The sequence below is a fragment of the Pseudoroseicyclus sp. CXY001 genome, from assembly GCF_041714655.1.
Taxonomy (GTDB): domain Bacteria; phylum Pseudomonadota; class Alphaproteobacteria; order Rhodobacterales; family Rhodobacteraceae; genus Pseudoroseicyclus_A.
In genome coordinates, this window is record NZ_CP168219.1 from 952382 (window position 1) to 976247 (window position 23866).

Consider the following 23866-nt stretch of genomic DNA (forward strand, 5'->3'; position numbering starts at 1 on the left):
CCCCCGCGCCTCGCGCATCAGCCGCTGGCGAGAGCTCCTGCGGCTCTGCGCCCGCATCGGCTATTCGCCCCCTCCCGCCGCCGTTTCGCCTGCCATCTGAAACGGACGTCATCGGGAGAGACCCATGGGATATGCCAACCTGAGCCTTCAGCAGCTCCAGACCATCGACAGCCAGCACCACCTGCACCCGTTCACCGACCACAAGGATCTGCGCGCCAGCGGCACGCGGGTCATCACCCGCGCCGAAGGGCCTTACATCTATGACAGCGAGGGCGCCGAGATCCTCGACGGCATGGCCGGGCTCTGGTGCGTGAACCTCGGCTACGGCCGGGAGGAGCTGGTGGAGGCGGCGGCGGCGCAGATGCGCGAGCTGCCCTTCTACAATTCCTTCTTCCGTTGCACGACCCCGGCGCCGATCCTCCTTGCCGAGAAGCTGGCGGAGCTGGCGCCGGAGGGCGTCGACCAGGTGATGTTCGCCTCCTCCGGCTCGGAATCGAACGACGCCGCCGTGCGGCTCGTCCGCCGCTACTGGGCCATCGAGGGCCAGCCGGAGAAGCAGGTCATCATCTCGCGGAAGGGCGCCTACCACGGATCCTCCATTGCCGGCGCCTCGCTCGGCGGCATGAAGGGGATGCACGGCCAGCTCGGCGGCGGCATCCCCGGCATCGTGCATGTCATGCCGCCCGACAGCTTCGAGCTGAAGGAGGCGGGCGAGAGCGACGAGGCCTTCGGCCTCCGCGCCGCGCGAGCGGTGGAAGAGGCGATCCTCGAAGCCGGGCCCGAGAAGGTCGCCGCCTTCATCGGCGAACCGATCATGGGGGCGGGCGGGGTGCGCATCCCGCCGGCGAGCTACTGGCCGGAGGTGCAGCGCATCTGCCGGCAATACGACGTGCTCTTGATGATCGACGAGGTCATCACCGGCTTCGGCCGCACCGGCAACTGGTTCGCTTGCGAGACCTACGGCATCCAGCCCGACACCATCACGACGGCAAAGGCCCTGACCTCCGGCTACCAGCCGCTCTCGGCCCTGCTGGTCGGCGACCGGATCGCCGAGGCGCTCGTCGAGCGGGGCGGCGAGTTCTATCACGGCTACACCTACGCCGGGCACCCCGTCGCCTGCGCCGTGGCACTGAAGAACCTCGAGCTGATCGAGCGCGAGGGGCTGGTGAAGCGGGTGCGCGACGTGACCGGGCCGTACCTGCAGGCGGCCCTCGCGGAGCGCATCGGCCCGCATCCGCTGATCGGCGAGACCCGCGCCTGCGGTCTGATCGCGGCGGTGGAGATCGTGGCCGACAAGGCGGCGAAGACCCGCTTCCCCGAAGAGCTCCACGCCGGCGACAAGGTGCGCGACGCCTGCATCGCGGCCGGGCTGATGGTGCGCTCGGTGGATGACACGATCGTCCTCTCGCCGCCGCTCATCTGGGGCGAGGCGGAGATCGACCTCTGCGTCGACCGGCTCGCCAGCGCGCTCGACACAGCGGCCGCCAGCCTGCCGGGAGCCGCCTGATGGAGGCGCGGCGGGCAAGCCCCGCCCTCACACCGGAGGAGCGGCGCGAGGTGACGCTCGCGAACTGGCGGCTCCGGCCCTTCTCGACCTGGAGCTTCCAGCATGTGGCGGAGGTCGTGCCTTCGGCGGTCATCCCCGGCAGCGGCGCTGCGGAACCGGAGGTGGCGCCGCTCGGCGCCCTCGCGGAGATCGAGGTCAGCCATCACGCGGCGGGGGCAATGCCCCTGCCGGCCTTCCTTGACGCCGCCGAGAGCGACGCCTTCGTCGTGATGCGCCGGGGTGAGATTACCGCCGAATGGTATGCGCCGACCTGCGACCCGCTGGCGCCACATATCATCTTCTCGGTCTCGAAATCCGTCACCGGCCTTCTCGCCGGGGCGCTGGCGGGGGCGGGGCTCCTCGATTTCGCCGCCCCCGTCGCCCGCTACATCCCCGAGGCGGAGGGCTCCGCCTTTGGCGATGCCACAGTCGATCAGCTCATCGACATGGCCGTCTCCATCGACTTCGACGAGAGCTACCTCGACAAGACCGGCGCCTTCGACCGCTATCGCCGCGCGACGCTCTGGAACCCCGAGCGGCCCGGCGCGGCGGGGGAGGACCTGAAGGGCTTCCTCTGCACCATCCCCAAGGGCGACTGGCCGCAGGGCGCCCGGCACGAATATCGCTCGCCCGATACCGACATGGCGGCGCTGGTCTTCGAGGCGGCCTCCGGCCGGCGCTTCGCCGACCTTCTGGCGGAGTATGTCTGGGGGCCCACGGGGGCGCAGGGCCCCCTTCACTACACCGTCGACCGGCTGGGCGCCCCGCGGGCGGCCGGCGGCCTCTCGATGCGGGCGCGCGATCTGGCGCGGCTGGGAGAGATGATGCGGGTGAACCCGCCCGGGCCGCTGCAGGACTGGATCGCGGCGATATGGGCTGGCGGTGACCGTGCGCGCTGGGCGGCGGGCAACCAAAAGGCCTACTACAAGGGCGGCAGCTACCGGGCCTTCTGGTATGAGACGGGGCAGGGCGAGCTCGCGGGCATGGGTGTCCATGGCCAGTGGCTCTGGATCGACCGGGCGCGCGAGACGGTGATCGCCCGCCTCTCCACCGAGGCGCAGCCGATCGACGAGGCGCTCGACATGAGCGTCATCGCCATGCTGCGGGCGGTGGCGGCGGCCTGAGGCGGCTCAGCCCTTCGCCCGCGCGATCAGATGGGCGGCGCCCTCGCGGATGTCGCGGGCGATGGCCTCGGCGGCGGCCGCTCCGTCGCCGGCCTCCAGCGCCTTCACCGCCTCCTCGTGATAGTCGATCTCGAGGATCGCCGAGAGCTCGCCCTCGAAGCTCGCCCCGAAGTTGCGCAGGAAGGGGCCGACGCGCAGCCACAGGGTCTCGATGAAGAACTCCAGCTGCGGATCGCCGCAATGCCGGTAGATCGAGAACTTGAAGTCGTGGTTGCGGGAGAGATAGGCGCCGATCTCTCCCTCCCGCGCCGCCTCCGTCAGCTTGTCGCAGCGGCTGCGGATGGCGCGGAGGTTGTTGCCGTCGATGTTGGGTGCGGCGAGCGCGGTCGCCCGCGCCTCCAGCAATTCGCGCAGGCCCATGAGCTGGGCGAATTCCGCGATGGAGATCTCCGGTACCTGCATCGAGCCGTTCGGCATGGCGTTGAGGGCGCGGAGCGCCTGCAACCGCGCGAAGGCGCTGCGGACGGGCATGTCCGAGGTGCCGAGCTCCTTTGCGACCTTGCGGGAGGTCAGCTTCTGCCCCGGCGCCACTTGTCCCGACATGATGGCGCGCATGATCTCCGCCTGCACCTGCTCGTGCAGCGGCTGCGCCTCGATGGCGCGAAAACCGACAGGAGTTGTGCTGCGCGCCATGGGGCACCTCCGGTAGGTATCTGACCATATCGGCGGCGGGGCGACAAGCGCGGGGCGGGGCGGCTAGGGGCCTGAATCGGCGGGGCTTTCCGTGCCGGAGCTTGCGGGCGGGCAGGGGAGGACGGTCGCGGCGGGTTTCGGGTCGCACATATCCAGATTCGAGATTGTAGATCGCATAATTTCGGCTAGGCTTTGCCCGAAACATCAAGCCAGCGCAGAGGCTTCCACGCCATGACCGCCCAAGAGACCACCTCCGCCCTCCCGGAGTTTTCCCGTGCCGAGGTCACGCTGGGCAACTGGCGGATGCGCCCCTGGTCCGTCTGGGCCTTCCAGCATGTGGGCGAGATCGTCCCCTCTGTCCATCTCACCGGAACCGGCGTGCCGGAAGAGCCGGCGCCGGGGCTGGAGGCGCTCGGCGATCCGCTCCTACCGCTGGCGGCGGGGGAGGGGCGCCTGCCGGCGTTCCTCGCCGACATCGAGGCGGATTCGCTGGTGGTGATGCGCGAGGGCCGGATCGTCGCGGACTGGGCGGCGCCGCATTGCGACCCGGCCCTGCCGCATATCGTCTTCTCCGTCACCAAGTCGGTCGCCGGCATCCTCGGCGCGATGCTGGCGGTGGAGGGCCGGCTCGACTACGCCGCCCCCGTCAACCGCTACCTGCCCGAGGCCGCCGGCTCCGCCTTCGGCGATGCGACGGTCGAGCAGCTTGCAAACATGCAGGTTAGCCTCGATTTCGATGATGCCTATCTCGACAGGACCGGCGCCTTCGACCGCTACCGCCGCGCCACGCTCTGGAACCCCGAGCACGGGAAGGTGCCGGCGCCGGATCTCAGGGGCTTCCTCTGCGCGATGCAGAAAGGGCCCCTGCCGCATGGCGCCGCCCATGCCTATCATTCGCCCTGCACCGACATGTTCGGCCTTGTGCTCGAGGCCGCCTCCGGCCGCCGCTTCGCCGATCTGCTGCAGGAGCGGCTCTGGCGCCCGCTCGCCCTTCGCGGCCCAGGCGCGATGACGGTCGACCGGGCCGGCGCCCCCCGCGCCGCGGCCGGCCTCTCGATGACCGCCCGCGATCTGGCGCGCGTTGGCGAGGCCTTGCGGCTCGGCGGCGCCGGGGTCATCCCGGGGCATTGGATCGAGGGGCTCTGGGCCGGAGGCAATAGCGACCTCTGGGCGGCGGGGACGCAGAGCTTCCTCTTCCCGCGCGGCAGCTACCGGCACTACTGGTACAATTCCGGCGAGGGCGAGCTCGCCGGAATCGGGATCCACGGCCAGTGGCTTTGGATAGACCGGGTAAGCTCGACGGTGATCGCGCTGCTGTCCTCCAACGCCGAGGTCAACGATCAGGGGGTGGAGGCGCGGACGATTGACGGGCTGCGGCGATTGGCGAGAGGCGGCTAGGGAATTCCAGGGAAGCAAATGCGGCTCAAGATGCCGCATGCGCCTTCCAGGATTGGGCAGCTCAGGCGACAAAAGACTCCCCCCTTGATGCTAGGATGCAAGTCGTCTGCCCGTTCAGTCATGTCACCCGGTTGTGTTCGTTCAGCGCCCGGTCCGTCTGCCGGGCGACGATCAGCACCGCCCCGCCCAGGACCATGAACGCCAGGCCCAGGCTGCTCGCCGCGGCGAAGACCCCGACGGCCGGGGGCAGGACCAGCTGGGCGAAACGGTTGCCGGTCAGGCGGAGGGACAGGGCCAGGCCGCGGGCGTCGGGGGGAACGATGCTGGCGATCCATGACATCGAGAGCGGGATCGAGAAGCCGGCGCCGAGGCCAAGGAAAACCATCGAGACGATCAGCGCCCAGGCGGGGAGGCCGGCGTTCATGAGGCAGAGGGCAATCCCGGTCAGGGCCAGCGAGCCTGTCAGGAGGAACCGCCGGCCGAACGCTGCCAGAAACCACTGGAAGAACAGACGTGACGCCAGGGAGGTGCCGGCCCGGAGGGAGAGGAGGGAGGCGACCATAGCGGCGGAAATGCCGGCGCCGGCGCCGATGGCCGGCAGGTAGACCACGAGCAGGTCGATGGCGCAGATGACCGCCACGCCGCCCATGATGGCGGGGCGGACGCCGGGCGAGCGCAGGAGGGCCCACATCGGGATGTTGGTCCGTTCTGTTGAGCGTGGCCGCGCCGAGCGGAAGTCGATCAGCAGGATGCCGCAGAGGGACAGGGCGGAGAGCCCGGCCGCCGTCAGGAACAAGGTGCCCGTCTGAGGGATCTCGCGGGAGCCGCCGATCATGCCCACCACCATCGGTGCGATGACCTGGCCGAGCGCGATCAGCACGGCGTATTGGCCGAAGCGGCGGTCCATCTGCCGATCCTCGCCGGCGGATGCCATATAGGCGTGCTGCGACAGCATGCAGGTGACGTGACCGAGCCCCAGAACGGCGCTGGCGAGCACCAGCCCCCAGGGGCTGAACCCCAGAACGATCAGCCCGATGCAGCCGGCGCTCATGCCGATGCCACCGGCCAGCATCGCGCCCCGGGCGCCGCGCCGGTCGATCCACTGGCCTGTCAGGGTCGCCCCGAGGAGCGGCAGCACGGAGAAGCTGGCCGCGATGATCCCGATCCAGAGCTCCGAGGCGCCGAGTTCGATCGCCCGGTAGGATGTGGTGACGCGGGCGACGATCACGACGAGCTGGGTCACGAGGACATGGGTGATCAGCCCGGCGAGCGACAGCCCGGGCCGGGCAGGGGTGTCAGTCATCGTGCTGCCCAGCGGCTTCATAATCCCCGGCATTCGCCACCCATCCCTTGGCGATGAAATCGGCACGAGGCGGGCTGAACATCTCGATGACCAGATGATGGTCGTCTCCGATGCCTTCGGTGGTGTGAAGATGCCCGGGCGGGATCTCGACGAAGGTCTCGGGGCCCGCCTCGATATGCTGGTCCGGCATCCAGCTCGTCGCATCCGGCCCCCAGGGCAGGCGCAAGTGGTGGATGAATTGCCCCTCCAGCGCCAGAGCCCCCTGACCGAAGTCATCGTGCAGATGGGGGCTGAGCGTCCGCCGGTCGCGGGGGCCGTCATACTCCGTCCAGTTGATGCTCATGACCTCGCTCTGGATCAGGCGGAGGCGAGGATTGCCCGGCATGGTCGGCAAGGTGCCGACGTGGAGCACCGCGACACGCCCGGCGCGGGATCGACGCCGGAAGATGCCTTCGGGGCGCGCCACGGGAGAAAGCAGATAGGCCGAGACACCCGCCGCGAGCCGGGCCTTCACAGGCCCTGCCGGCAGGATCGCCACGCTTCGGGTGGGCAGCTCCACCTCATCTGGCGACAGGAGTGTCACGCCCCCGGACGGGGCCGCGAGGATGGTCTCCCACGGGTCGGAGGCCTCGAACGTGCCGGCGCCGCTCCACCGGCGGAGGCGGAAGGTGTCACTCTGGATCTCGCCCTCAGGGGTCCACCCGACAAGGCGTACGCCCTGCTGCGCTGCCTGGGCCGTTCGATCGGTCATTCCGGCTCGCTCCTGACCAAGGCGCTCAGCTCCGCCGCTTGAACTTGGGAGGCAACTCGAAAATGTCGGTCGTGCTCAGGTACTGGATGCCGCCCAGACGGGCCACCGGCATCGCCTCCACGGTCTTGAACCGGCCCTGAGCGTCGATGAGGTCCGCGCGCATGTGTATGCCGACCACCTTGCCGAAGACGACATGACTGTCGCTCTCCACCTCGGTCGTCGCCTTGATGTGCAGGACGTGCCAGAGCCGGCATTCCATATGCGCCGGCGCCCCCGCGACGCGCGGGGCGGCGACCTTGCGGGATGCCAGCTTCGTTAGCCCGGCCGCCGCGAACTCGTCCGTGCCGGCGGGCAAGGGGGCCGAGCTTTCGATCATCGCCTCCTTCTGGCCGAAGCTGGCCATGTTAACCACGAATTCCCCGGTTTCGAGGACGTTGGCGAGGGTGTCCTTCTGCTCGCGGTCTTCCGGCGTGTTGCAGGAGAACATGACGATGGGCGGCGCCGAAGAGGCGACGTTGAAGTGCGAGAAGGGCGCGAGGTTGGCGCGGCCCGCGCCGTCGAGCGTGCTGATCCAGCCGATCGGCCGCGGGGCCACGAGCTCGTTCAGGAAGGCCCGCCGGAAGCGGCCCTCCGCCGGATCGACGAAGGTATGGCCCGGGCCCTGGCCCGGATCATCGGGCGCCGCGCTCATGCCGCTTTCCTGCGATTGCGGGCGTTCGAGACGAGCGTCCAGACCAGCAGCACCAAGGTCACGGCCAGGATGACGGCTGTGATCGGGCGGGTGACGAAGATCGACAGATCGCCGCGCGACAGAAGCAGCGTCCGGCGGAAGTTCTCTTCCAGCATTGGCCCCAGCACAAAGGCGAGGAGGAGCGGCGGCGCCGGGAAGTCGAAGATGCGCATGACGTAGCCGAGGGCACCGAAGAAGAGCACGACCCAGACATCGAAGGCGCTGTTGCTGACCGTGTAGGTGCCGACGCAGACGAACATCAACACCGCCGGAAAGAGCAGGTGATAGGGGATCGTCAGCAGCCGCACCCAGATGCCGATCAGGGGAATGTTCAGCACAAGAAGGAGCAGGTTGCCGATCCAGAAGCTCATGATGAGCCCCCAGAAGAGCGAGGGCTGCTCGGCCATCAGGTTCGGCCCCGGCACGATGCCGTGGATCAGCAGGGCCCCCAGCATGATCGCCATCGAGGCGCTGCCGGGGATGCCCAGGGCCAGGGTCGGGATGAAGGCCGTCTGGTCGGAGGCGTTGTTCGAGGCCTCGGGCGCCATGATCCCCTCGATCGCGCCGTTGCCGAAGCGGGAGGGGTCCTTGGCGATGCGCTTCTCGAACGCATAGGCGATGAAGGCCGCGACGGAGGGGCCGGTGCCGGGCAGGGTTCCGAAGAACGAGCCGATGCCGCTCCCCCTCAGCATGGGGCCCCAGGAGGCGCGCCATTCCTCCTTGGTCGGTTTCATCGCCTTAAAGGTCAGCGTGGCGGGGTCGATCTCCTTCACGTTGACGCGGCGGACGGAGGTAATGACCTCCGCGATACCGAAGATGCCCATCGCCAGCGCCACCAGCGAGATGCCGTCCGACAGTTCGTAATGGCCGAAGGTGAACCGGTTGACGCCCGTGTACATGTCCATGCCCACGGTCCCGAAGACGAGCCCGACGACCACCATCGCGAGCCCCTTGGCCGGCGCGCCGGTCGACACCATCGAGGCGGCGACCAGACCCATGACCATCAGCGCGAAATACTCCGGCGAGCGGAAGCTCAGCGCGAAGCCGGCAATCGTCGGCGCGAAGAGCATCAGGAGGATGATCCCGACCGACCCGCCGAAAAAGGACGCGACCGTGGTCATGAAGAGGGCCACGCCGGCGCGCCCCTGCCGGGCCATCGGGTAGCCGTCGATCGCGGTGACGGCATTCGCCGGTGTGCCGGGCAGGTTCAGCAGGATCGACGCCGTGCTGCCGCCGTAGGTCGTCCCGTACCAGATGCCCGCCAGCAGGATCAGCGCAGTCGTCGGATCGAGGTGAAAGCTGATCGGGAAGAGGATCGAGATGGCCGTGAGAACCCCGATGCCGGGGATGACCCCGAGGAGCGTGCCCAGAAGCACGCCCAGGAAGCAGTAGGCCAGGTTGGTCAGGCTGAGAGCCGTCTCGAGGCCCAGGACGATGTTCGAGAAAATGTCCATCAGAACGACCAATCGAACATGCGGATCGGCAGGCCCAGGGCAAAGCCGAAGATCAGGTAGGCCAGAAGGCACAGGCCGGCGATCAGCAGGATCAGGCTGACCGGGTGCACCTTCAACTCCGCGAGGGATGAAATGGCGACGACCGCCACCACGGCCGGGATCAGACCCGCGTGCGGGATGACGTAGGCAAAGGCCGCAACGCCTGCGAGGACGAAGAGCGGCGAGTAGATGCGCACTTCGATGGGCGGGCCGGAGCGGGACCAGGCCGGGACAGCAATGATGACGCCGAGGAGCACCATCAAGAGGCCAAGCCCGAAGGGATACATCCCCGGGCCCATCCGCCGGATCGTGCCCATCTCGTAGCTGTTCCACGCGTAGATCGTCACGGCCAGGCCTGCGATCCCGAGCAGCAGCCCTGCCAGAATATCGCGATAGTCTCTGCTCTGCATGTCCTCACTCCCTCCAACTCCCGTGACTGCGGCGCCACTCCCCCCGGGGCGCGGGCGGCCGGGCTACCCGGCCGCCCCCTCGCGCTTTTTCCGCCGTTCGATCGGGTTCGACAGGCGGCCGAGCCCCTCGATCTCGATGTCGATGGTGCCGTCCATCTCGTGCATGTTGATGTTCCGGTGGCCCGCCGGGAAGCGGCCGACCCCTTTCGCCGAGGTGCCGAAGCAGATCACGTCGCCCGGCTCCAGCGTGAAGTAATGGCTCGCTTCCGAGATGACCTCTTCGACCTTGAACCGGTAGGACGAGGTGTTGTCCACGGCAAAGGCCTCGCCGTCGATCCAGCCGGCCACGTCCAGATCATTTGGGTTGCCGACCTCGTCGCGGGTCGTGACCCAGGGCCCCATCGGCCCGAAGGTATCGCTCGCCTTGGACCGGGAATGGTAGACGTAGTAGACGTCCCGGTCCTCCTCGCCGTAGCGGTTGCGCCACCCGAAGTGGTGCGGGCGCAGGAGCTCGGGCTCGCGGGTCGTGGCGATGGAATCCAGCCCGAACTTCAGCCCGTGCGAGGTCACATCGTTCATGATGGAATAGCCGAAGACGGCGTCCAGCGCCTCGTCGACGCCGATCTCCTTGCAGCGGCGCCCGATGACGCAGGCGAGCTCCAGTTCGGGGATGGTCTCGCCGTAATGTTCCTTGATGACGATCGGCTTGCCGTGCCCGGTCAGCGCAGAGGGCGCCTTCAGGAAGAAGTTGGGCACGCCGGGATCGACATGCGCCGCCTTGCGGATCCCCATGTTGTTGAAGGCAACGCCGAGGATCTTCGACGGGGTCGGCTGCGGCGGCAACCAGGAGAGGCCCTCCGGGTCCAGCAGAGCCGGGGATCCGGGGTCGACGGCGGCGATGGCCTCGCGGGCCCTGTCCAGCATCTGCGGATCGGCGATGATCTCGGCCAGCGTCGCGGGCGCGTCGCCCAGTCCCGCCGCCTCAAAGGCGAGGGAAAGCGGAACGATCCCATTGTCGCGCGTTGCTGCCACAAGCACCGGTTTCCCGCCGATCTCCACCAATCCGAACTTCATATTTTGCACATCCGTTGTTGCAGGCCCTCCGGGCCCCCGCTGCCATGAGCCGGGCACGCCTGCGTGACCGATTGAAGTCACCATATCAGCGGGTGGCGGGCGGTCTTGTCCGGCGAGCGGTTGTTCCATATCGTGGAACAAGCGGCCGGGATGCCCTCCCGCTGTTCGAGATCGGAACGTCGCGCCATGCCCTACAAGAACGCCCTGGAAAAAGGCCTTCACGTGCTCGAGCTGGTGAATGACCGGGTGACCGTCCGCGTCAAGGAACTGGAAGAGCTGACCGGCATTCCGTCGCCCTCGCTGGTGCGGATCCTGCGCACCTTGCAGGACATGGGCTATGTCGTGCAGGTGTCGCGGAATTCCGGCTACCGGGTGGCCTCACGGGTCATGGCGCTCAGTTCCGGCTTTCACGGCGCGCCCAAGATCGTCGCGCAGGCCGGCCCCTATCTCGACGATCTGACCCGGCGAAAGCTCTGGCCGGCCTCTCTGGCCAGTCTCGACCTCGACGCGATGGTCGTGCGCTACAGCACGATTCCGATCAGCCCCTATTCCCACAAGCAATCCACCATCGAGCGGCGGCTCAGCCTGGCGAAAAGGGCCCACGGCCGGGCCTATCTCGCCTTCTGCACACGGATCGAGCGGCGCTCGCTGTTCTCGCGGATGCCGGAAGAGACGGTCCGTGGGCTGGAGCCGATGCTGGCGCTCTACAAGCAGCGGGGCTGGGCGGTGCGGGACCCCTCGCTGGAGCCGCAGACCAACTCCATCGCGGTGCCGCTGATCGACAAGGACCGGCGCCTGCAGGGAACCATCGGGTTCACCTATTTCCGCAAGGCCGTCGATGCGAAGGAGGAGAGGGTTCTGGCGGAGGAGTTGCAGCAGACGGCCGCGCTGATCGTCAGCGAGGCGTGACAGGCCGCCCCGCGGGCGGCCTGCCGGTCTCGAATCTCACGCCGTGGGCAGGTCGGCGATATGGGCGCCGTCCGCGACCGCGGCGAGCCGCTTCTGCTCGAGATCGTATTTCGACACGCAGAGCTTCATGATCTCCTCCGCCCGCTCGATCGGCAGAACGCAGACCCCGGTGTCATCGGCGACGATGATGTCGCCGGGTCGGATCCAGAGTCCGCAGACTTGGATCGGGCCGTTGATCTCGACGGTCTCGATGCGCCACTTGCCGGTCACCGGGCTGATTTCGGTCGCCCACAGCGGAAAGCCGAGCGCCCGCGAATGGTTGAGGTCGCGAACCCCGCCTTCGACGATCGCGCCCACAATGCCCTGCCGCTGGGCGATCTGCGACGAAACGCCGCCCATGTTCGACAGACCGAGGACGCCCTCGATGACGATGACATCGCCGTCGCCGGAGAGGTTGTGCGCCTCCATCTCGGCCATGCTGTTGTGCCCGGCCGCCGCGCGGTCATTGGCCGTGGAGGTGCCATCCAGCGGCACGTTGCGCACGGTGACCGCGGGGCCGACGATCGGCCGCCCCGTCAGCGTCGGGGCCATCACGGAGGCCGGAATGACCCCCGTGATGCCGAGGATGTCCATGACATCCGAAACCAGGCTGGAATCCGGACCCGTCCGTTTCAGGCCCTCGATGATGTGGGCGGGGGGACGGGGCGTGCTCATGAGCCGAATGCGCTCTTTCGCGATCTTCCCGGTCAGCTTCTTTTCCATGTCCTGGTTCCCCCCGGATCAGTCGAAGAGGCCGCGCGCGCGCACGTCCGTCCAGGTGTCCACCTGTTCGTCGATGAACTGCTGGAAGTCCTCGAGACCCAGCGCCATGACCTGCGAACCTTCTTCCTGCAGGGGGATGCGCACGTCCGGATCGCTGAGGATCTCCTGCATGGCCGTGTTGATCATGCCGGTGATCTCGGGATCGGTGCCCGCCGGGGCGGCAATGCCGAACCAGGTCCCCATCTGGAAGGGGAAGCCCTCTTCCTCGAACGTGGGCACGTCGGGGATGAGCGGGCTGCGCTCGGAAGCGGCCAGAGCAAGCGGCCGGAGCTGCCCGGCCTCGACCTGCGGGTTCACCAGCATCGAGGTCGGCATCAGCATGTCCACCTCGCCGGCGACGACTGCGGTCACGGCAGGGCCGCCGCCGCCATAGGGAATTCCCTCCAGCTCGAGATCGAAGGCCGCGGCGAAGAGAACCGACGACAGGTGCGGCTGGCTGCGGTCGCCGAAGGTGCCGTAGAAGAACTCGTTCGGGTTCTCCCGAACATCCTCGACGAACTCGCCGAGGGTCTCGGCCTCGACCGAGGGGTTCACCACCAGAAGCGTCGGCGACATCGTGACCAGCGTGATCGGCGCCAGCGCGGTCTTGGGATCATAGGGCGCTTCCTCGCCCAGAACCGGGTTCGTCACGTAGGAAGAGCTCATCATCAGGAGCGTGTAGCCGTCCGGATCCGAATGGATCACGTGGTCGACGCCGATGAGGCTCCCCGCGCCCGGCCGGTTCTCGACGACGACGGTCTGGTCGAGCCGTTCGGTCAGTTCCTGCGCCATGTTGCGGGCCAGGATGTCCGTGCCGCCACCGGCCGCGAACGGCACGACGAGACGGATGGTCTGGTTGGGGTAGTCGCCCGCCTGTGCCAGCGCGGCCGTCGCGGCAAACTGTCCGGCGGCAAGCACTCCGGCAACCAGTGCGGTAGCCCTCAGGTGATACGCTGCGGTCTTCATGGTGTCCTCCCATATGCCTGCATCCCGTCGAGATTTCCCGAAGAGACGTGGTGACATGACGGTATCGCAGCGACGGAGAGCGGGAAGGTCCGGAATCGCGTTGTTCCACATCGTGGAACGGAGCTTCAGGCGGTGGGGTCAGGTCAGAGCGGCGCCCGCGCCAGCTCTTCCGCGACCGTCGTGTCGATGGGCGTCTCGTAGCTCATCAGCAGATAGCCGAGCACCGAGTAGAACCCGACGGTCGCGATCAGGTCGAAAACCGCCGGGCGGCCCAGCGCGGCGACCAGCTCGGCATCGAGCTCCGCCGAGAGGCGCCGGTCGTCGAGGAGCGCGTCCACCGCACGGGCGATCAATCCGTCCTCGCCGTCTGGCATAGCGCGCAGGGCCCTGATGCGCTCATCCGAAAACCCGAGCTTCCGCGCCCGGCTGACGTGATGTGCCCATTCGTAATCCGACCCGAAGCGGTAGGCGGTGCGCAGGATCACCACCTCGCTCCGCGCGTCACCAAGCGAGCTTTCCATGACGACATGGGCCCTGAGCGGAGCCCAGGCGGCCAGCAGGGCCGGGTGATGCGCCATCACCCGGTAGACGTTCAACTGCCCGGCGAACCCGTCCCGAAGCGCGGCAATCTCCTCCGGCCAGTCCGTGTCCGTGATGGGCTGGGGGGCATTGGGTGGGAGGGGCATGGGCTGGTCCTCGGGTCATTGTCAGATGTCGGCTCAATATTGTGTCTGCCGGTCAGAGGTCTAGCGGGGCCGCACACCGGTCTCCGATGGTCCGCCCGACAATTCCTGCAATCCTGCGGCAATCATCCCTGCGAGGATGCGGCGAGGTCGAAGGGGGCCTGGCGCAGCGGAGTGCATGACGCCGTGCTCCTCGATCGCAGGCCGCCCGACGGCGACGGGATCGACATCATGAGATGGAGCTCACCGCAGACGCGTATGGCAGAACTCGACCACCGCAGGTTAGGGCGTGATTGTTGGCAGGTGGCGCGTAGCCCCCAAAATGCCGCAGCGCCGCCCGCCAGCGTGCGGCAACGCCGCGCTCGACAAGATGATGCGCCTGTGCCTCAATGCGACCTGCGCGTGAGAGGTGCATTCAAGGCCAAAGTGCCGTTCTTGGGGGCGCATGACGATACTTTCCATACGGTCGCAGGACTTCGAGATTTCCCGGCGTGTGGAAGAATTTCAGAACGTCATTGCCGCCATCACCAAGGTGGATTTTGTCCCGGATGACGAAACGTCATTCACGTCCGAAACCTCAATCGGCGTTCTGCAGAACCTGATCGTCGGCTACGGGCGGCACTCTGCGTCGACGGCCGTTCGCACACCCACCCATGCCGCCGATACCGAAGACAACGTGATGTTCCATGTGCCGCTCGCGGGCAGTTGCTCCATCGAGCAGCGGGGCGGTGAACGGACCGAACTGAAATCCGGCCTCGTCTATGCCGATCCCGGCGAGGTTCCTGGCATCATCCGGTTTCATGGGGAACCCACCGAGGGGTTCTATGTGTCGGTCCCCCGCGTCCATCTCGGAACCGCGACCTCCGGCCTCAATGCCATGCTGCGCGGTACCGCGCCGCTGACACCGCAATGGCGCCTGTTCTTCAACTATGCACGCAGTTTGCATGAGGAATTGGCGGAGCTCGCGCCCGGAGAGGCTGCGCAATGCGCGACGCATGTGCAGGACCTGGCCCTGATGGCGCTTGGCGCGACGCGGGAGGCCGCCGAAGTCGCGGCGGGTCGCGGTGTGCGGGCCGCGAGGCTGAAAGCGGTCAAAGCGGATATCGAACGTCATCTCACCGCGCCGGACCTGTCGGCGGAGGGAATAGCGGGTCGTCACGGGATCAGCCCGCGCTATCTGCGCTCCCTGTTCGAAAGCGAAGGCACCTCGTTCGGGGATTTCGTCGCCGCGCGGCGTCTGGCGCTGGCCCACCGGATGCTCTCTGACCCGCGCAATGCCGGGGCCAGTATCGCCGGCATCGCCATGAGCGCCGGGTTCGGCGATCTGTCGTGGTTCAACATCCGCTTTCGCCGCGCCTACGGGATGACGCCCAAGGATGTGCGCGCTCATGCGCGGTCGCGCTGACCGGGCCGCCCCGGACACCTGTTCCGCTCTCCCCCTGTTTGACCTCCGCCCTCCCCAAGACGGGCGTTAGCGTTCCGCCTACTCTGCGCCATGGCGCACCTTGCCTGCCGGCGAGGGCAAAACCCATGCGCAAGTGAGAGATCGACCATGGAAACAAAGCCGAACACCACTGATCGCCCGCGGCACGATCGGATGGACGCGTGATGTGGGATTTTTCGGTTTCCCGCTCGCTCGGCCTGATGCGCCGCACCATGCCCTTCATCGCCCTGCGCATGGCCGTCTATTTCGGCATGGCGGTGGCCTATGTCGCCGTGACCGGCACGGGTGCCGGGATCGGCTGGGGGATCGGCGCCTTCGGTGACGACGAGTTTCGCACCGGGGCGGTCTTCTGGGGCGGTGCCATCGGCTTCGGGGTGACCGCCGGCGTTCTCTATTTCTTGCGCGAATATGTTCTCTATAGCGTCAAGGCCGGCCACATCGCGGTGCTGGTCGAGCTGCTCGATGGGCGCGACATGCCGTCCGGCAAGCCTCAGATCACGCATGCGACCGCCGTGGTGAAGCAGCGCTTCGGCGAAGCCAGCGTGCTCTTCGCCATAGACCAGCTGGTCAAGGGCGTGCTGCGGGTGGTGACCCGGCTCGTTCAGGGGATCGCCTCGATCCTGCCGGTGCCCGGGTTGCAGCAGATGGCGGGGATCCTGCGGGCCTTTCTCAACATCTCGGTGGGGTTCATCGACGAGGTTATCCTCGCCTATGCCATTCGCACCGGATCGACCAATCCGTGGCAGTCGGCGCGCTCCGCGCTGGTGCTCTACGGACAAAACTACAAGCCCATGCTCAAGAACGCGGCGTGGCTGACAATCATTGTCTACGGGCTTTCGTTTCTGGTCTTCCTTCTGATGCTGGCCCCTGCGGCGGCTGTGGTGTGGCTCATTCCCGGTGCCTGGTCGGCGGGCGGATTTGTCTTTGCGCTGATCTTTGCCTGGGCCGTCAAGGCGGCGCTGATCGAGCCCTTCGCCATCACCTGCATGATGGAAGTCTATTTCCGGACCATCGAGGGGCAGGAGCCCAACCCCGAATGGGACGCCAAACTGTCGGGCGTCTCGAAGCAATTCAACAAGATCAAGGACAAGGCCATCGGCGGGCGCGGTGCGCCCGGTGCCGGCTCTGCCGGACCGGCACCTGAGGAAGGATCGACATCGTGACATCGCACCACAAGAGGACAAGGGGCCCGCTGGCCGGTTTGAGGCGCATCGGGTTTCTTGCCGCGTTCAATGCCCTGGCCGGGGTCGCGCTTCCCGTGGCGGCCCAGCAGGCCGACAGCGCCTCGATCCTGATCTATGACGCCTCGGGGTCGATGTGGGGGCAACTCGATGGTGGTATCACCAAGGTCGAGATTGCCCGCGAGGTGATCGGAGACTTCTTCGCCAGCCGCGACACTACGGTTCCGCTCGGCGTCATCGCCTATGGTCACAACCGGCGGGGGGATTGCTCCGATATCCAGGTGATCGCCGATGTGGGTGTGGACGATCCTTCCGAGCTTTCGGCCCGCCTCAACCGTCTCAATCCGCGTGGCATGACACCGATCACGGATTCGCTGTCGCTCGCCGCATCCATGATCCCGCCCGAGGCGGAATCGGCCGATATCATCCTCGTGACCGACGGGCTCGAGACCTGCGAGGCGGATCCCTGCGCGCTCGCCGCGCAACTGGCGCAGGAAGGCATCGCCATCCGCGCGCATGTCGTCGGCTTCGGGCTGACCTCGCAGGAAGCGGCGGCGATGAGCTGCGTGGCGGACGCGACCGGCGGGCTGCTGCTCACCCCCCAGACCGGGCAGGAACTGGCCGACGCGCTCAACCAGATCGCGGCCGTCGAACCGGCACCCGAGCCTGAGCCCGAGCCCGAGCCGGTTCAGGAGGCCTTTTTCGATATCGGCCCGAAAGCCGAGGCGGGGCATACCTATACCATCTCCTTTCAGGGCAGCGCGCGCCCGGACTATTACGCCGGGTTCACTCTGCGCGGGGGCGGCATGACTGAGGTCGGCCCGTCCTTCGGCGTCATCGGCGGCGCTGGCGATCTGGGCAACAATCCGTTTTCCAAGACAGCGCCGACCGAGCCGGGCGAGTACGATCTCGTCATGATCGCGCATGACGGTACGGTCATCGCGCGTCAGCCCATCGAGGTCGTGCCGCCCTCCAACGGCTTCGATGCCATCGGTTCGGTCGAGCCCGACAGGCGGTTCGAGTTCACATGGCGCGGTCCCAATCAGGTTGGCGAGCGCATCGTGATCGCCCGGCCGGGCGCCGCGCCCAATGAGTATCAAGGCGATTGGGGCCAGCCCTACAGCAACCGGCAGACCCAGCGCATGGGGCTGCGGTCCCCGGCGGAGCCCGGCATCTACGAGCTCCGCTACATCTCGGGCAACCAGCAGGAGATTCTGTTCTTCCGCGAGTTCGGCGTGGGCGTGCCCTTCGCGGACACTGACCTCACCAACACCGCCGATCTGGCCGCGCAGGCCGCAGCCGCCACGCAAGCCTTGCCGGGTCAGGACGCCATGCCGATGGTGCGGGCGACGTTCCGCATCCCGGACAATTTCCCGCAAATCCCGCTCTGGTGGTCGGCGGTCCCGCTCGATCCCGACATGAGCCCGGAGGCTTGGGCTCCGATCTCCGAAATGGTCGTCGGCGAAGGCGATTTCGAGCCGGGGCGCTATCGCATCTCGACCACGGGACCAGGTGAGGTCGAGTTCAGCGCCGAGGTGGAGATCTATCCCGGCCAGGCCAACGACTTCATCATCCCGCCGGTTGAAGCATCCGACGATGAGGCGTCGGCGACGACGCTTGGCGGTCCGTGGCAGATCATCGGTGTGCCGCCCTATCAGGTGCAGGCGGGAGCGGACCAATTGCTGACACTTGCTCTCGAACAGGCGCAGCCCGATGGCCCGATCGGCGGCGGCTGGACGGCCGGGGAACGACTTGCCGGGCCGGAAGCCGCCGGACGGCTAGGCACCTTCACGACGGCAACGCTGGACGGCGACGCGCTGCGCATGACCTTCACCGTGGGCGACCCGATCCCGTCACCCATGACGCTCTATCTGACGCCCTACGGCATCGGTTATGCCGGCACCCTGTCGTCGGGCGGGCAGGGCATGAGCGTCGTCATGTGGCCGGGTGGCTATGCGCCCCCCTCGCTGGCCGAGATGCGCGAAGCCGTGCATGGCCCCGCACCTGCCGACTTTATCGACATGAGCGGCACCGCCCCCTCGCCATCCGACAGTCCCCCGCAGAAGGCCCTGACGGTTCCGGTCCGTCTGCTCACGCCCTTCGACATCGCCGGCAAGCGGGTTCAGTGGTCGGCCATCCGCACCGACACGCCCACATCCGATGTCGCTTTCGCCTTGAGCGACTTCGAACAGATGCTGATCGTCGATCTCGAGCCGGGGACCTATGCGGTGGAAGGGATCAACGACGCCGAAGGCATCTTCCTCGCCGGCACCATCATTGTGACCGCCGGGGGCGAGAACAGCTTTGAAATCCCGGTGGCCGGGTACGGTGATCGCAGCGATGCCGCCTCCGGCCAAGGTGAGGACGTTGCCTTTGCCTGCACCAACGCGCCGGCAGGCTGCGAGGTCCGGCATCAGGCCAGCGGTATCTCCCTGACACTTCCCAACAACTGGAGCATGAGCGAGCCCTATTTCTACGAGACGGCCGGCGGCGCGCGCGCGGACCTGCCGACGGCCAGCTTCTTCGCGGAGGACATGGGCACCGTCATCCGTGTCGAGCTCAACCCGCATCAATGGCTGGACTCGAACGGCCCCTGCCGATCCATTGGCCCACATCAGCTTTGCATGTTCAGCGGGCAGGGCATGGGGGCGGAGATCGGGTTCGAGGGCATTGCGTCTTCGCTTCAGATCGCTTCGACAGCACCGAACAACGCGGCAGCGCCTCAATCGACCGGAGCGATCCGTCTGACCTTCAGACCTGCCGAACAATTCGGAACCGGCTGTGTGCTGAACGCCGAACTTGCGAACCCGTCGGGCGAAGCCTTCACGCTCTACGCCCCGATCAGCGCCACGGCAAACGGCCAGCCGGTTCGCCCGGTGCTGAACCCGGACGACCCCGCGGTGCTTGAAATCGACGCCTATACCGAAGCGGGGGCCACCCTCGCCGCGCCGGCGCTGATGGCGCCATGCGGTGCATTGGTCGTCAGCGTCGGCCCCGTCGAGTGCCGTCTGGGCGCGGGCAGTTCCGGCCCGCTCACCGCCTGCCCCCTGCCGGTCGAGGTGAGGGCCATGCCGGAATTCGCTGATCTCTTCCTCTTGAGTGCAGGCGATGGGGCGTCCGTCTCGCAGCCGAGAGGCTCCCCGGCCATGGGCGCGGATCCGGAGGCCGTAATCCCGGTCGACCTCGCCGGGCGTGATCCGGGGGCGGTCCTGCGCGCCCTTTTCGGCAACCGGTCGGGGAACTGAACGCATGAGACACAAGCTGGCACCGACCCTTTTCGGTTTCGCCCTGTCCTTCGGCTTCGTCCCTGCGGCACAGGCGCAGATGGTGCAGATCGCCATGTGCATGGAGGGCGGCTGTAGCTGCCATGTGCCGGGCACGACGCTGTCCGATGTCGAGATGATCCTCGGCGCGCCCAATCCTCCGGGAGCCGCCGACATGACCCTTGTGGTCTACGAGAACGAGTACAGCTGGCGGTCCCAAACGCCCGCGCAGATCGATGCGTCCTTCGGCGGGCCGGGATACTGTCCGATTCAACTGGAAGCGCCGCTCATTCCCGAAGATGGGCTCTGGCGCATGACCGCCGGGGCCACCGACGCATCGGCCTGCCCGTTGTTGTCGCTCTCCGGCCAGGCTGTGCCGGGCCAGATCAGCGGCGAGACGCGGCAGATCTCGTGGGGCGGCTGGTTCTCGCCGAGCAAGCTGATGTCCGAGGCCGAAGGGCATGTGAGCTGGACCCACGCGGGCGGTCATACCTGGCGCGGCGTTGTCGTCGACGAACGGGTCCCAGACGGGTCCGGCACCACCGGCGCCAGCGTCATCTGGACGGTGAACCTGGTGAGCCCGACAGAGATCACCGGTTCAAGCGTGTTCGAGTTCGCCGTACCCTCAGGCGCCGCCGACCCGGCAGCAGCGATGCTCCAGAACTTGCAGTGCCGGACGGTGACACCGTTCACGGCGAGAAAGGTCGGATGAAGAGACAGGAGGGCGCGTCATGTCAGTGGCGCGCGCGAGTGGGCTGCGGTTAGGCGAAGCCATTCCCCCCTTTGATTTCGCATGAGCGGCCCACCTAGAAGCGTCCTCGCAGAGCTGGGGTTTGCGATTTCCCATGTGGTCCCGAAACCCCGCCTGATCGCCGATCCTTCCGCTGCTTTCGAGGGCTATGCGGGAGCGGCCGTGCTCTGACGGCCGCTCCGGGAGGCCCGGAAGCGGCCTGTCAGGGCCGATCTTCCACGCACCCGCCCGAAACGCTCCGATGCCAGCAAAATCGCCGGAGATCAGTCGCTTCCGAAGGGGTTGAACTCGACATCATCCTTCGGATCGTAGGGGATCTCCTCAGGCAGGCCGGCGAGGCGCCGCAGCGTGGGGAAGACGGCGCAGTAGTCCAGTCGGCCGTCGCCTTGCGACAGGACGATCGAGTAGGTCTGAAGAGCGGCCGCCCCCATGGGCGCAGGGGTGTGCCGGTCCGCCGCGAGGCGCATCGCGAGGGCGAGGTCCTTGTGCGCCAGCTCGCTGGGGAAGCCGGGCTCGAGGTCGCCCTTGAGGACCTTGTTGGGGTAGGTGACCCCCATGTGTCCGATGCCCGCGATGGTGCCGCGCATGACGTCGAGCGCGAGGCGGAGGTCGAGGCCCGAGGCTTCGGCGAGGGTCAGCGCCTCTGCGGTCAGCGCGTTCAGCGAAACGCCCATGAAGTTGTTGATGATCTTGACCCGCGAGCCGTTGCCGAGCTCGCCGCAATCGATCGTCTTGTTGCCCATGCAGTCGAAGGCCGGGGCCGCGGCCGCCTGCGCATCCGCCGTCCCGCTGGCGAGGATCAGGAGCGCACCGCGCTTGGCCTCGAGGGCCGAGCGCCCGACCGGCGCATCCAGCATCCGCATCTTCCCGTCCAGCCGCTTGGCCAGCGCCAGGGTCTCGTCCGGCAGGATCGTCGACATGTTGACCAGGATCGTGTCGGGGGCGGCCCCTTCGAGGATGCCGCCCGGGCCGAACACGGCCGTCTCCACATGCTCCGCGCGGGGCAGCATCGTGATGGTCAGGGCACTGCCTGTCGCGGCGTCCGCGGCGCTGGTGGCGGCGCGCCCGCCGGCCTCCGCCAGCGTGTCCAGCGCGGCCTGCGACAGGTCGAAGCCCGCCACATCGTGGCCGCCGCGCACGAGGTTGAGCGCCATGGGCAGGCCCATGGTGCCCAGTCCAACGAAACCGATCTTCATCTTCTTGTCCTTTGCTGGTCTCAGGCCTCGGCGTCGAGTTCCTTGAAGGTCTCGGTCACCGTCCGCATCGCATCGAGCGCGGCGGGCACGCCGCAGTAGATCGCGGCCTGAAGGACGACCTCGCCGATCTCGTCGCGCGTCACGCCGTTGTTGATGGCGCCGCGGATGTGCAGCTTGAGCTCGTGGGGGCGATCCAGCGCGATGAGCATGGCCAGATTGAGCATCGACCGGTCGCGCCGCTCCAGGCCGGGCCGGGACCAGACCTCGCCCCAGCACCACTCGGTGACGAGCTTTTGCAGGGGTGCGGTGAAGTCCGTGGCCGCGTTCAGGGACTTCTCCACATAGGCGTCGCCGACGACCTCGCGCCTGATGGACACCCCCTTCTCGAACTGTTCACCACGGAATTCTTTGTGGACGGCCATCTGATTTCCTCTTGGGCTGCTGTCTGACGAGAATACGAACGGCGGTCCGCCAAGGTCAAGGTTTGTATTATTGTACGACCGTCTTGTTTCGCCCCATCGCGCGCGATATGAGCGGCCAAAGGACCGGGAGCGTTGATCATGGAGCCGTTCGAACTTTTCGCCCTTCGCTACGCACATAATGGCGGGCGCACGGGGGCCGACAACTTCGTCGGAGGCACCGATCTGCACGAAAGCAGCTCGCCGCTCGACTACTACATCTGGGTCGCGCGCCGGTCAGACCGCTGCTTCGTCATCGACACCGGTTTCCAGAAGGCCGCGGCAGAGGCGCGGGGCAGGGACCTGCTGCGCACGCCCGCCGAGGCCCTTGCCCTTCTGGGCATCGACGCCGGGCGGGTGGACGAGGTCCTCCTCAGCCACGCGCATTTCGATCATGCCGGCGGGCTGGGGGACTTCCCCGCCGCGCGCGTGCATGTGCAGGATGCCGAGATGGCCTATGCCACGGGCCGGTGCATGTGCCACGGCTTCCTGCAGCATCCCTTCGACGTCGAAGACGTGGTTCGCCTGGTGCGGCTGACCTATGCGGGGCGGGTCTGTCATCATGACGGCGACCGCGAGATCGTGCCGGGGCTGTCCGTTCACCGCATCGGCGGCCATTCCGCCGGGTTGCAGTCGGTCCGGGTCTGGACGAAGCGGGGCTGGGTCGTCGTCGCCTCCGACGCCGCCCACCTTTACGAGAATTTCCGCTCCGAGCGGGTCTTTCCGTTCGTCTACCGCGTGGACGAGCTTCTGGAGGGCTACCGCCGGATCCGGGCGCTGGCAGACAGCGACGATCACGTGGTGCCGGGCCATGATCCGCTCGTCATGCAGCTCTACCCCCCAGTCAGCCCCGAGCTGGAGGGCCTCGCCGTGCGGCTGGACGAGCCGCCCTCGGCGACGCCGCGCGGGGTGACGGTGCGATGAGCGCGCATCTCGCCCTCGTCACCGGCGCGGCGACCGGGATCGGGCTGGCCATCTGCGAGGCGCTCGCGCAGGCGGGCCATGCCGTCCTGATGACGGGCCTGCAGGACAGCGCGGAGGGGGAGGCCCTCGCCGCCGATATCGCGGGCAGGACCGGAGCGGATGTCACCTACCGCCAGGCGGACCTGCTGGACGAGGGGCAGATCGAGGCCCTCGTCGGCCCCCGCGTGCCCGACATCGTCGTCAACAACGCCGTCCTGCGCCATTTCGGGCCGGTTGAGGAGATGAACGGCACCGACTGGAACGCCGCCCTGGGGGTGAACCTGTCGGCCCCGTTTCACCTCGCGCGGCTCTGCGTGCCGCAGATGAAGCGGGCGGGCTGGGGCCGCATCGTCAACATCGCGTCGATCTACGCGACCAAGGGCGCGGCGGAGCGAATCGACTACGTCACGACCAAGGCCGGGCTCATCGGCATGACGCGGGCCCTGTCGCTGGAGCTCGCGCGGACCGGCGTGACCTGCAACGCCGTCTCGCCCGGCACCGTCCTCTCCGAGCCAATCGCGGAGCGCATTGCCGCCGCGGCGCGCCGCGACGGGATGACGGAGGACGAGGCCGCCGCCGCCTATCTGGAGACGCGCAATCCCAGTGGCCGGTTCATCGCGCTGGAGGCGGTGGGCGCGGCCGTCGCGTTCCTGTGCAGCGACGCGGCGGCGGATATCAACGGGGCCAATCTGCCGATCGACGGCGGCTGGTCCAACAGCTGAAGCCGGA

Annotated in this window: 22 protein-coding genes; 10 read left to right on the forward strand and 12 right to left on the reverse strand. The window is 67.6% G+C overall.

Going from position 1 to position 23866, the window contains the following annotated elements; genetic code table 11:
- Window positions 1–124 precede the first annotated feature (124 nt).
- Both ACAZ03_RS04745 and ACAZ03_RS04750 read left to right on the forward strand, forming a co-directional pair.
- On the forward strand, window positions 125–1507 hold the full coding sequence (locus ACAZ03_RS04745; RefSeq protein ID WP_373356238.1) for an aspartate aminotransferase family protein: 1383 nt from the start codon (window positions 125–127) through the stop codon (window positions 1505–1507).
- Complete coding sequence (locus ACAZ03_RS04750) at window positions 1507–2670, forward strand: serine hydrolase domain-containing protein (protein ID WP_373356239.1); 1164 nt, start codon at window positions 1507–1509, stop codon at window positions 2668–2670. The genes ACAZ03_RS04745 and ACAZ03_RS04750 overlap by 1 nt, the downstream gene beginning before the upstream one ends.
- 6 nt (window positions 2671–2676) lie before the next feature.
- Here the strand turns inward: ACAZ03_RS04750 and ACAZ03_RS04755 are convergent, their stop codons facing one another.
- A complete protein-coding gene (locus ACAZ03_RS04755; RefSeq protein WP_373356240.1) occupies window positions 2677–3363 on the reverse strand; it encodes a GntR family transcriptional regulator in 687 nt (228 codons plus the stop codon).
- A gap of 231 nt (window positions 3364–3594) precedes the next feature.
- On the opposite strand from ACAZ03_RS04755, the gene ACAZ03_RS04760 reads away from it, so the two are divergent.
- A complete protein-coding gene (locus ACAZ03_RS04760; protein WP_373356241.1) occupies window positions 3595–4761 on the forward strand; it encodes a serine hydrolase domain-containing protein in 1167 nt (388 codons plus the stop codon).
- Between the two features lie 118 nt (window positions 4762–4879).
- Here the strand turns inward: ACAZ03_RS04760 and ACAZ03_RS04765 are convergent, their stop codons facing one another.
- The 6 genes from ACAZ03_RS04765 to ACAZ03_RS04790 all read right to left on the reverse strand — a co-directional run bounded on the left by ACAZ03_RS04765 (window position 4880) and on the right by ACAZ03_RS04790 (window position 10522).
- A complete protein-coding gene (locus ACAZ03_RS04765) occupies window positions 4880–6064 on the reverse strand; it encodes an MFS transporter (RefSeq protein ID WP_373356242.1) in 1185 nt (394 codons plus the stop codon).
- Window positions 6057–6815 carry a hypothetical protein gene (locus ACAZ03_RS04770; RefSeq protein ID WP_373356243.1) on the reverse strand — a complete coding sequence of 253 codons (759 nt, stop codon included), beginning with the start codon at window positions 6813–6815 and terminating at the stop codon, window positions 6057–6059. The genes ACAZ03_RS04765 and ACAZ03_RS04770 overlap by 8 nt, the downstream gene beginning before the upstream one ends.
- Window positions 6816–6840: 25 nt before the next feature.
- Entirely contained in the window at window positions 6841–7506 is a 666-nt protein-coding gene (locus ACAZ03_RS04775; RefSeq protein ID WP_373356244.1) for a flavin reductase family protein, read from the reverse strand.
- On the reverse strand, window positions 7503–8999 hold the full coding sequence (locus tag ACAZ03_RS04780; protein ID WP_373356245.1) for a tripartite tricarboxylate transporter permease: 1497 nt from the start codon (window positions 8997–8999) through the stop codon (window positions 7503–7505). Before ACAZ03_RS04780 ends, ACAZ03_RS04775 begins: the two co-directional genes overlap by 4 nt.
- A complete protein-coding gene (locus ACAZ03_RS04785; RefSeq protein WP_373356246.1) occupies window positions 8999–9448 on the reverse strand; it encodes a tripartite tricarboxylate transporter TctB family protein in 450 nt (149 codons plus the stop codon). The genes ACAZ03_RS04780 and ACAZ03_RS04785 overlap by 1 nt, the downstream gene beginning before the upstream one ends.
- A 63-nt stretch (window positions 9449–9511) precedes the next feature.
- Window positions 9512–10522: a fumarylacetoacetate hydrolase family protein gene (locus ACAZ03_RS04790; RefSeq protein WP_373356247.1), complete on the reverse strand. Its 1011-nt coding sequence runs from the start codon at window positions 10520–10522 to the stop codon at window positions 9512–9514.
- Between the two features lie 186 nt (window positions 10523–10708).
- Here ACAZ03_RS04790 and ACAZ03_RS04795 point away from each other — a divergent pair, with 186 nt between their 5' ends.
- Entirely contained in the window at window positions 10709–11431 is a 723-nt protein-coding gene (locus ACAZ03_RS04795; protein ID WP_373356248.1) for a helix-turn-helix domain-containing protein, read from the forward strand.
- Window positions 11432–11467: 36 nt separating this feature from the next.
- On the opposite strand, the gene ACAZ03_RS04800 is transcribed toward ACAZ03_RS04795, so the two are convergent.
- From ACAZ03_RS04800 to ACAZ03_RS04810, 3 genes are all read right to left on the reverse strand, one after another.
- A complete protein-coding gene (locus ACAZ03_RS04800) occupies window positions 11468–12193 on the reverse strand; it encodes an RraA family protein (RefSeq protein WP_373356249.1) in 726 nt (241 codons plus the stop codon).
- Window positions 12194–12211: 18 nt separating this feature from the next.
- Window positions 12212–13198: a tripartite tricarboxylate transporter substrate binding protein gene (locus tag ACAZ03_RS04805; RefSeq protein ID WP_373356251.1), complete on the reverse strand. Its 987-nt coding sequence runs from the start codon at window positions 13196–13198 to the stop codon at window positions 12212–12214.
- 143 nt (window positions 13199–13341) lie between these two features.
- Window positions 13342–13884 (reverse strand): carboxymuconolactone decarboxylase family protein, encoded by a 543-nt coding sequence (locus ACAZ03_RS04810; protein WP_373356252.1) that lies wholly within the window; start codon window positions 13882–13884, stop codon window positions 13342–13344.
- A gap of 442 nt (window positions 13885–14326) precedes the next feature.
- Here ACAZ03_RS04810 and ACAZ03_RS04815 point away from each other — a divergent pair, with 442 nt between their 5' ends.
- The 4 genes from ACAZ03_RS04815 to ACAZ03_RS04830 all read left to right on the forward strand — a co-directional run bounded on the left by ACAZ03_RS04815 (window position 14327) and on the right by ACAZ03_RS04830 (window position 20481).
- Window positions 14327–15286, forward strand: a complete 960-nt coding sequence (locus ACAZ03_RS04815; RefSeq protein ID WP_373356253.1) for an AraC family transcriptional regulator — start codon at window positions 14327–14329, stop codon at window positions 15284–15286.
- A 203-nt stretch (window positions 15287–15489) separates the two neighbouring features.
- Window positions 15490–16488: a hypothetical protein gene (locus tag ACAZ03_RS04820; protein WP_373356254.1), complete on the forward strand. Its 999-nt coding sequence runs from the start codon at window positions 15490–15492 to the stop codon at window positions 16486–16488.
- Entirely contained in the window at window positions 16485–19751 is a 3267-nt protein-coding gene (locus tag ACAZ03_RS04825; protein WP_373356255.1) for a hypothetical protein, read from the forward strand. Before ACAZ03_RS04820 ends, ACAZ03_RS04825 begins: the two co-directional genes overlap by 4 nt.
- A gap of 4 nt (window positions 19752–19755) precedes the next feature.
- Window positions 19756–20481, forward strand: coding sequence for a hypothetical protein (locus ACAZ03_RS04830; protein ID WP_373356256.1), 726 nt, complete (start codon window positions 19756–19758; stop codon window positions 20479–20481).
- Between the two features lie 302 nt (window positions 20482–20783).
- Here the strand turns inward: ACAZ03_RS04830 and yihU are convergent, their stop codons facing one another.
- Window positions 20784–21716: a sulfolactaldehyde 3-reductase gene (gene yihU / locus ACAZ03_RS04835; protein WP_373356257.1), complete on the reverse strand. Its 933-nt coding sequence runs from the start codon at window positions 21714–21716 to the stop codon at window positions 20784–20786.
- Between the two features lie 20 nt (window positions 21717–21736).
- Window positions 21737–22093 (reverse strand): carboxymuconolactone decarboxylase family protein, encoded by a 357-nt coding sequence (locus tag ACAZ03_RS04840; protein ID WP_373356258.1) that lies wholly within the window; start codon window positions 22091–22093, stop codon window positions 21737–21739.
- 183 nt (window positions 22094–22276) lie between these two features.
- On the opposite strand from ACAZ03_RS04840, the gene ACAZ03_RS04845 reads away from it, so the two are divergent.
- Window positions 22277–23098 (forward strand): N-acyl homoserine lactonase family protein, encoded by an 822-nt coding sequence (locus ACAZ03_RS04845; RefSeq protein ID WP_373356259.1) that lies wholly within the window; start codon window positions 22277–22279, stop codon window positions 23096–23098.
- Entirely contained in the window at window positions 23095–23859 is a 765-nt protein-coding gene (locus ACAZ03_RS04850; protein ID WP_373356260.1) for an SDR family NAD(P)-dependent oxidoreductase, read from the forward strand. The genes ACAZ03_RS04845 and ACAZ03_RS04850 overlap by 4 nt, the downstream gene beginning before the upstream one ends.
- Window positions 23860–23866: the final 7 nt, after the last annotated feature.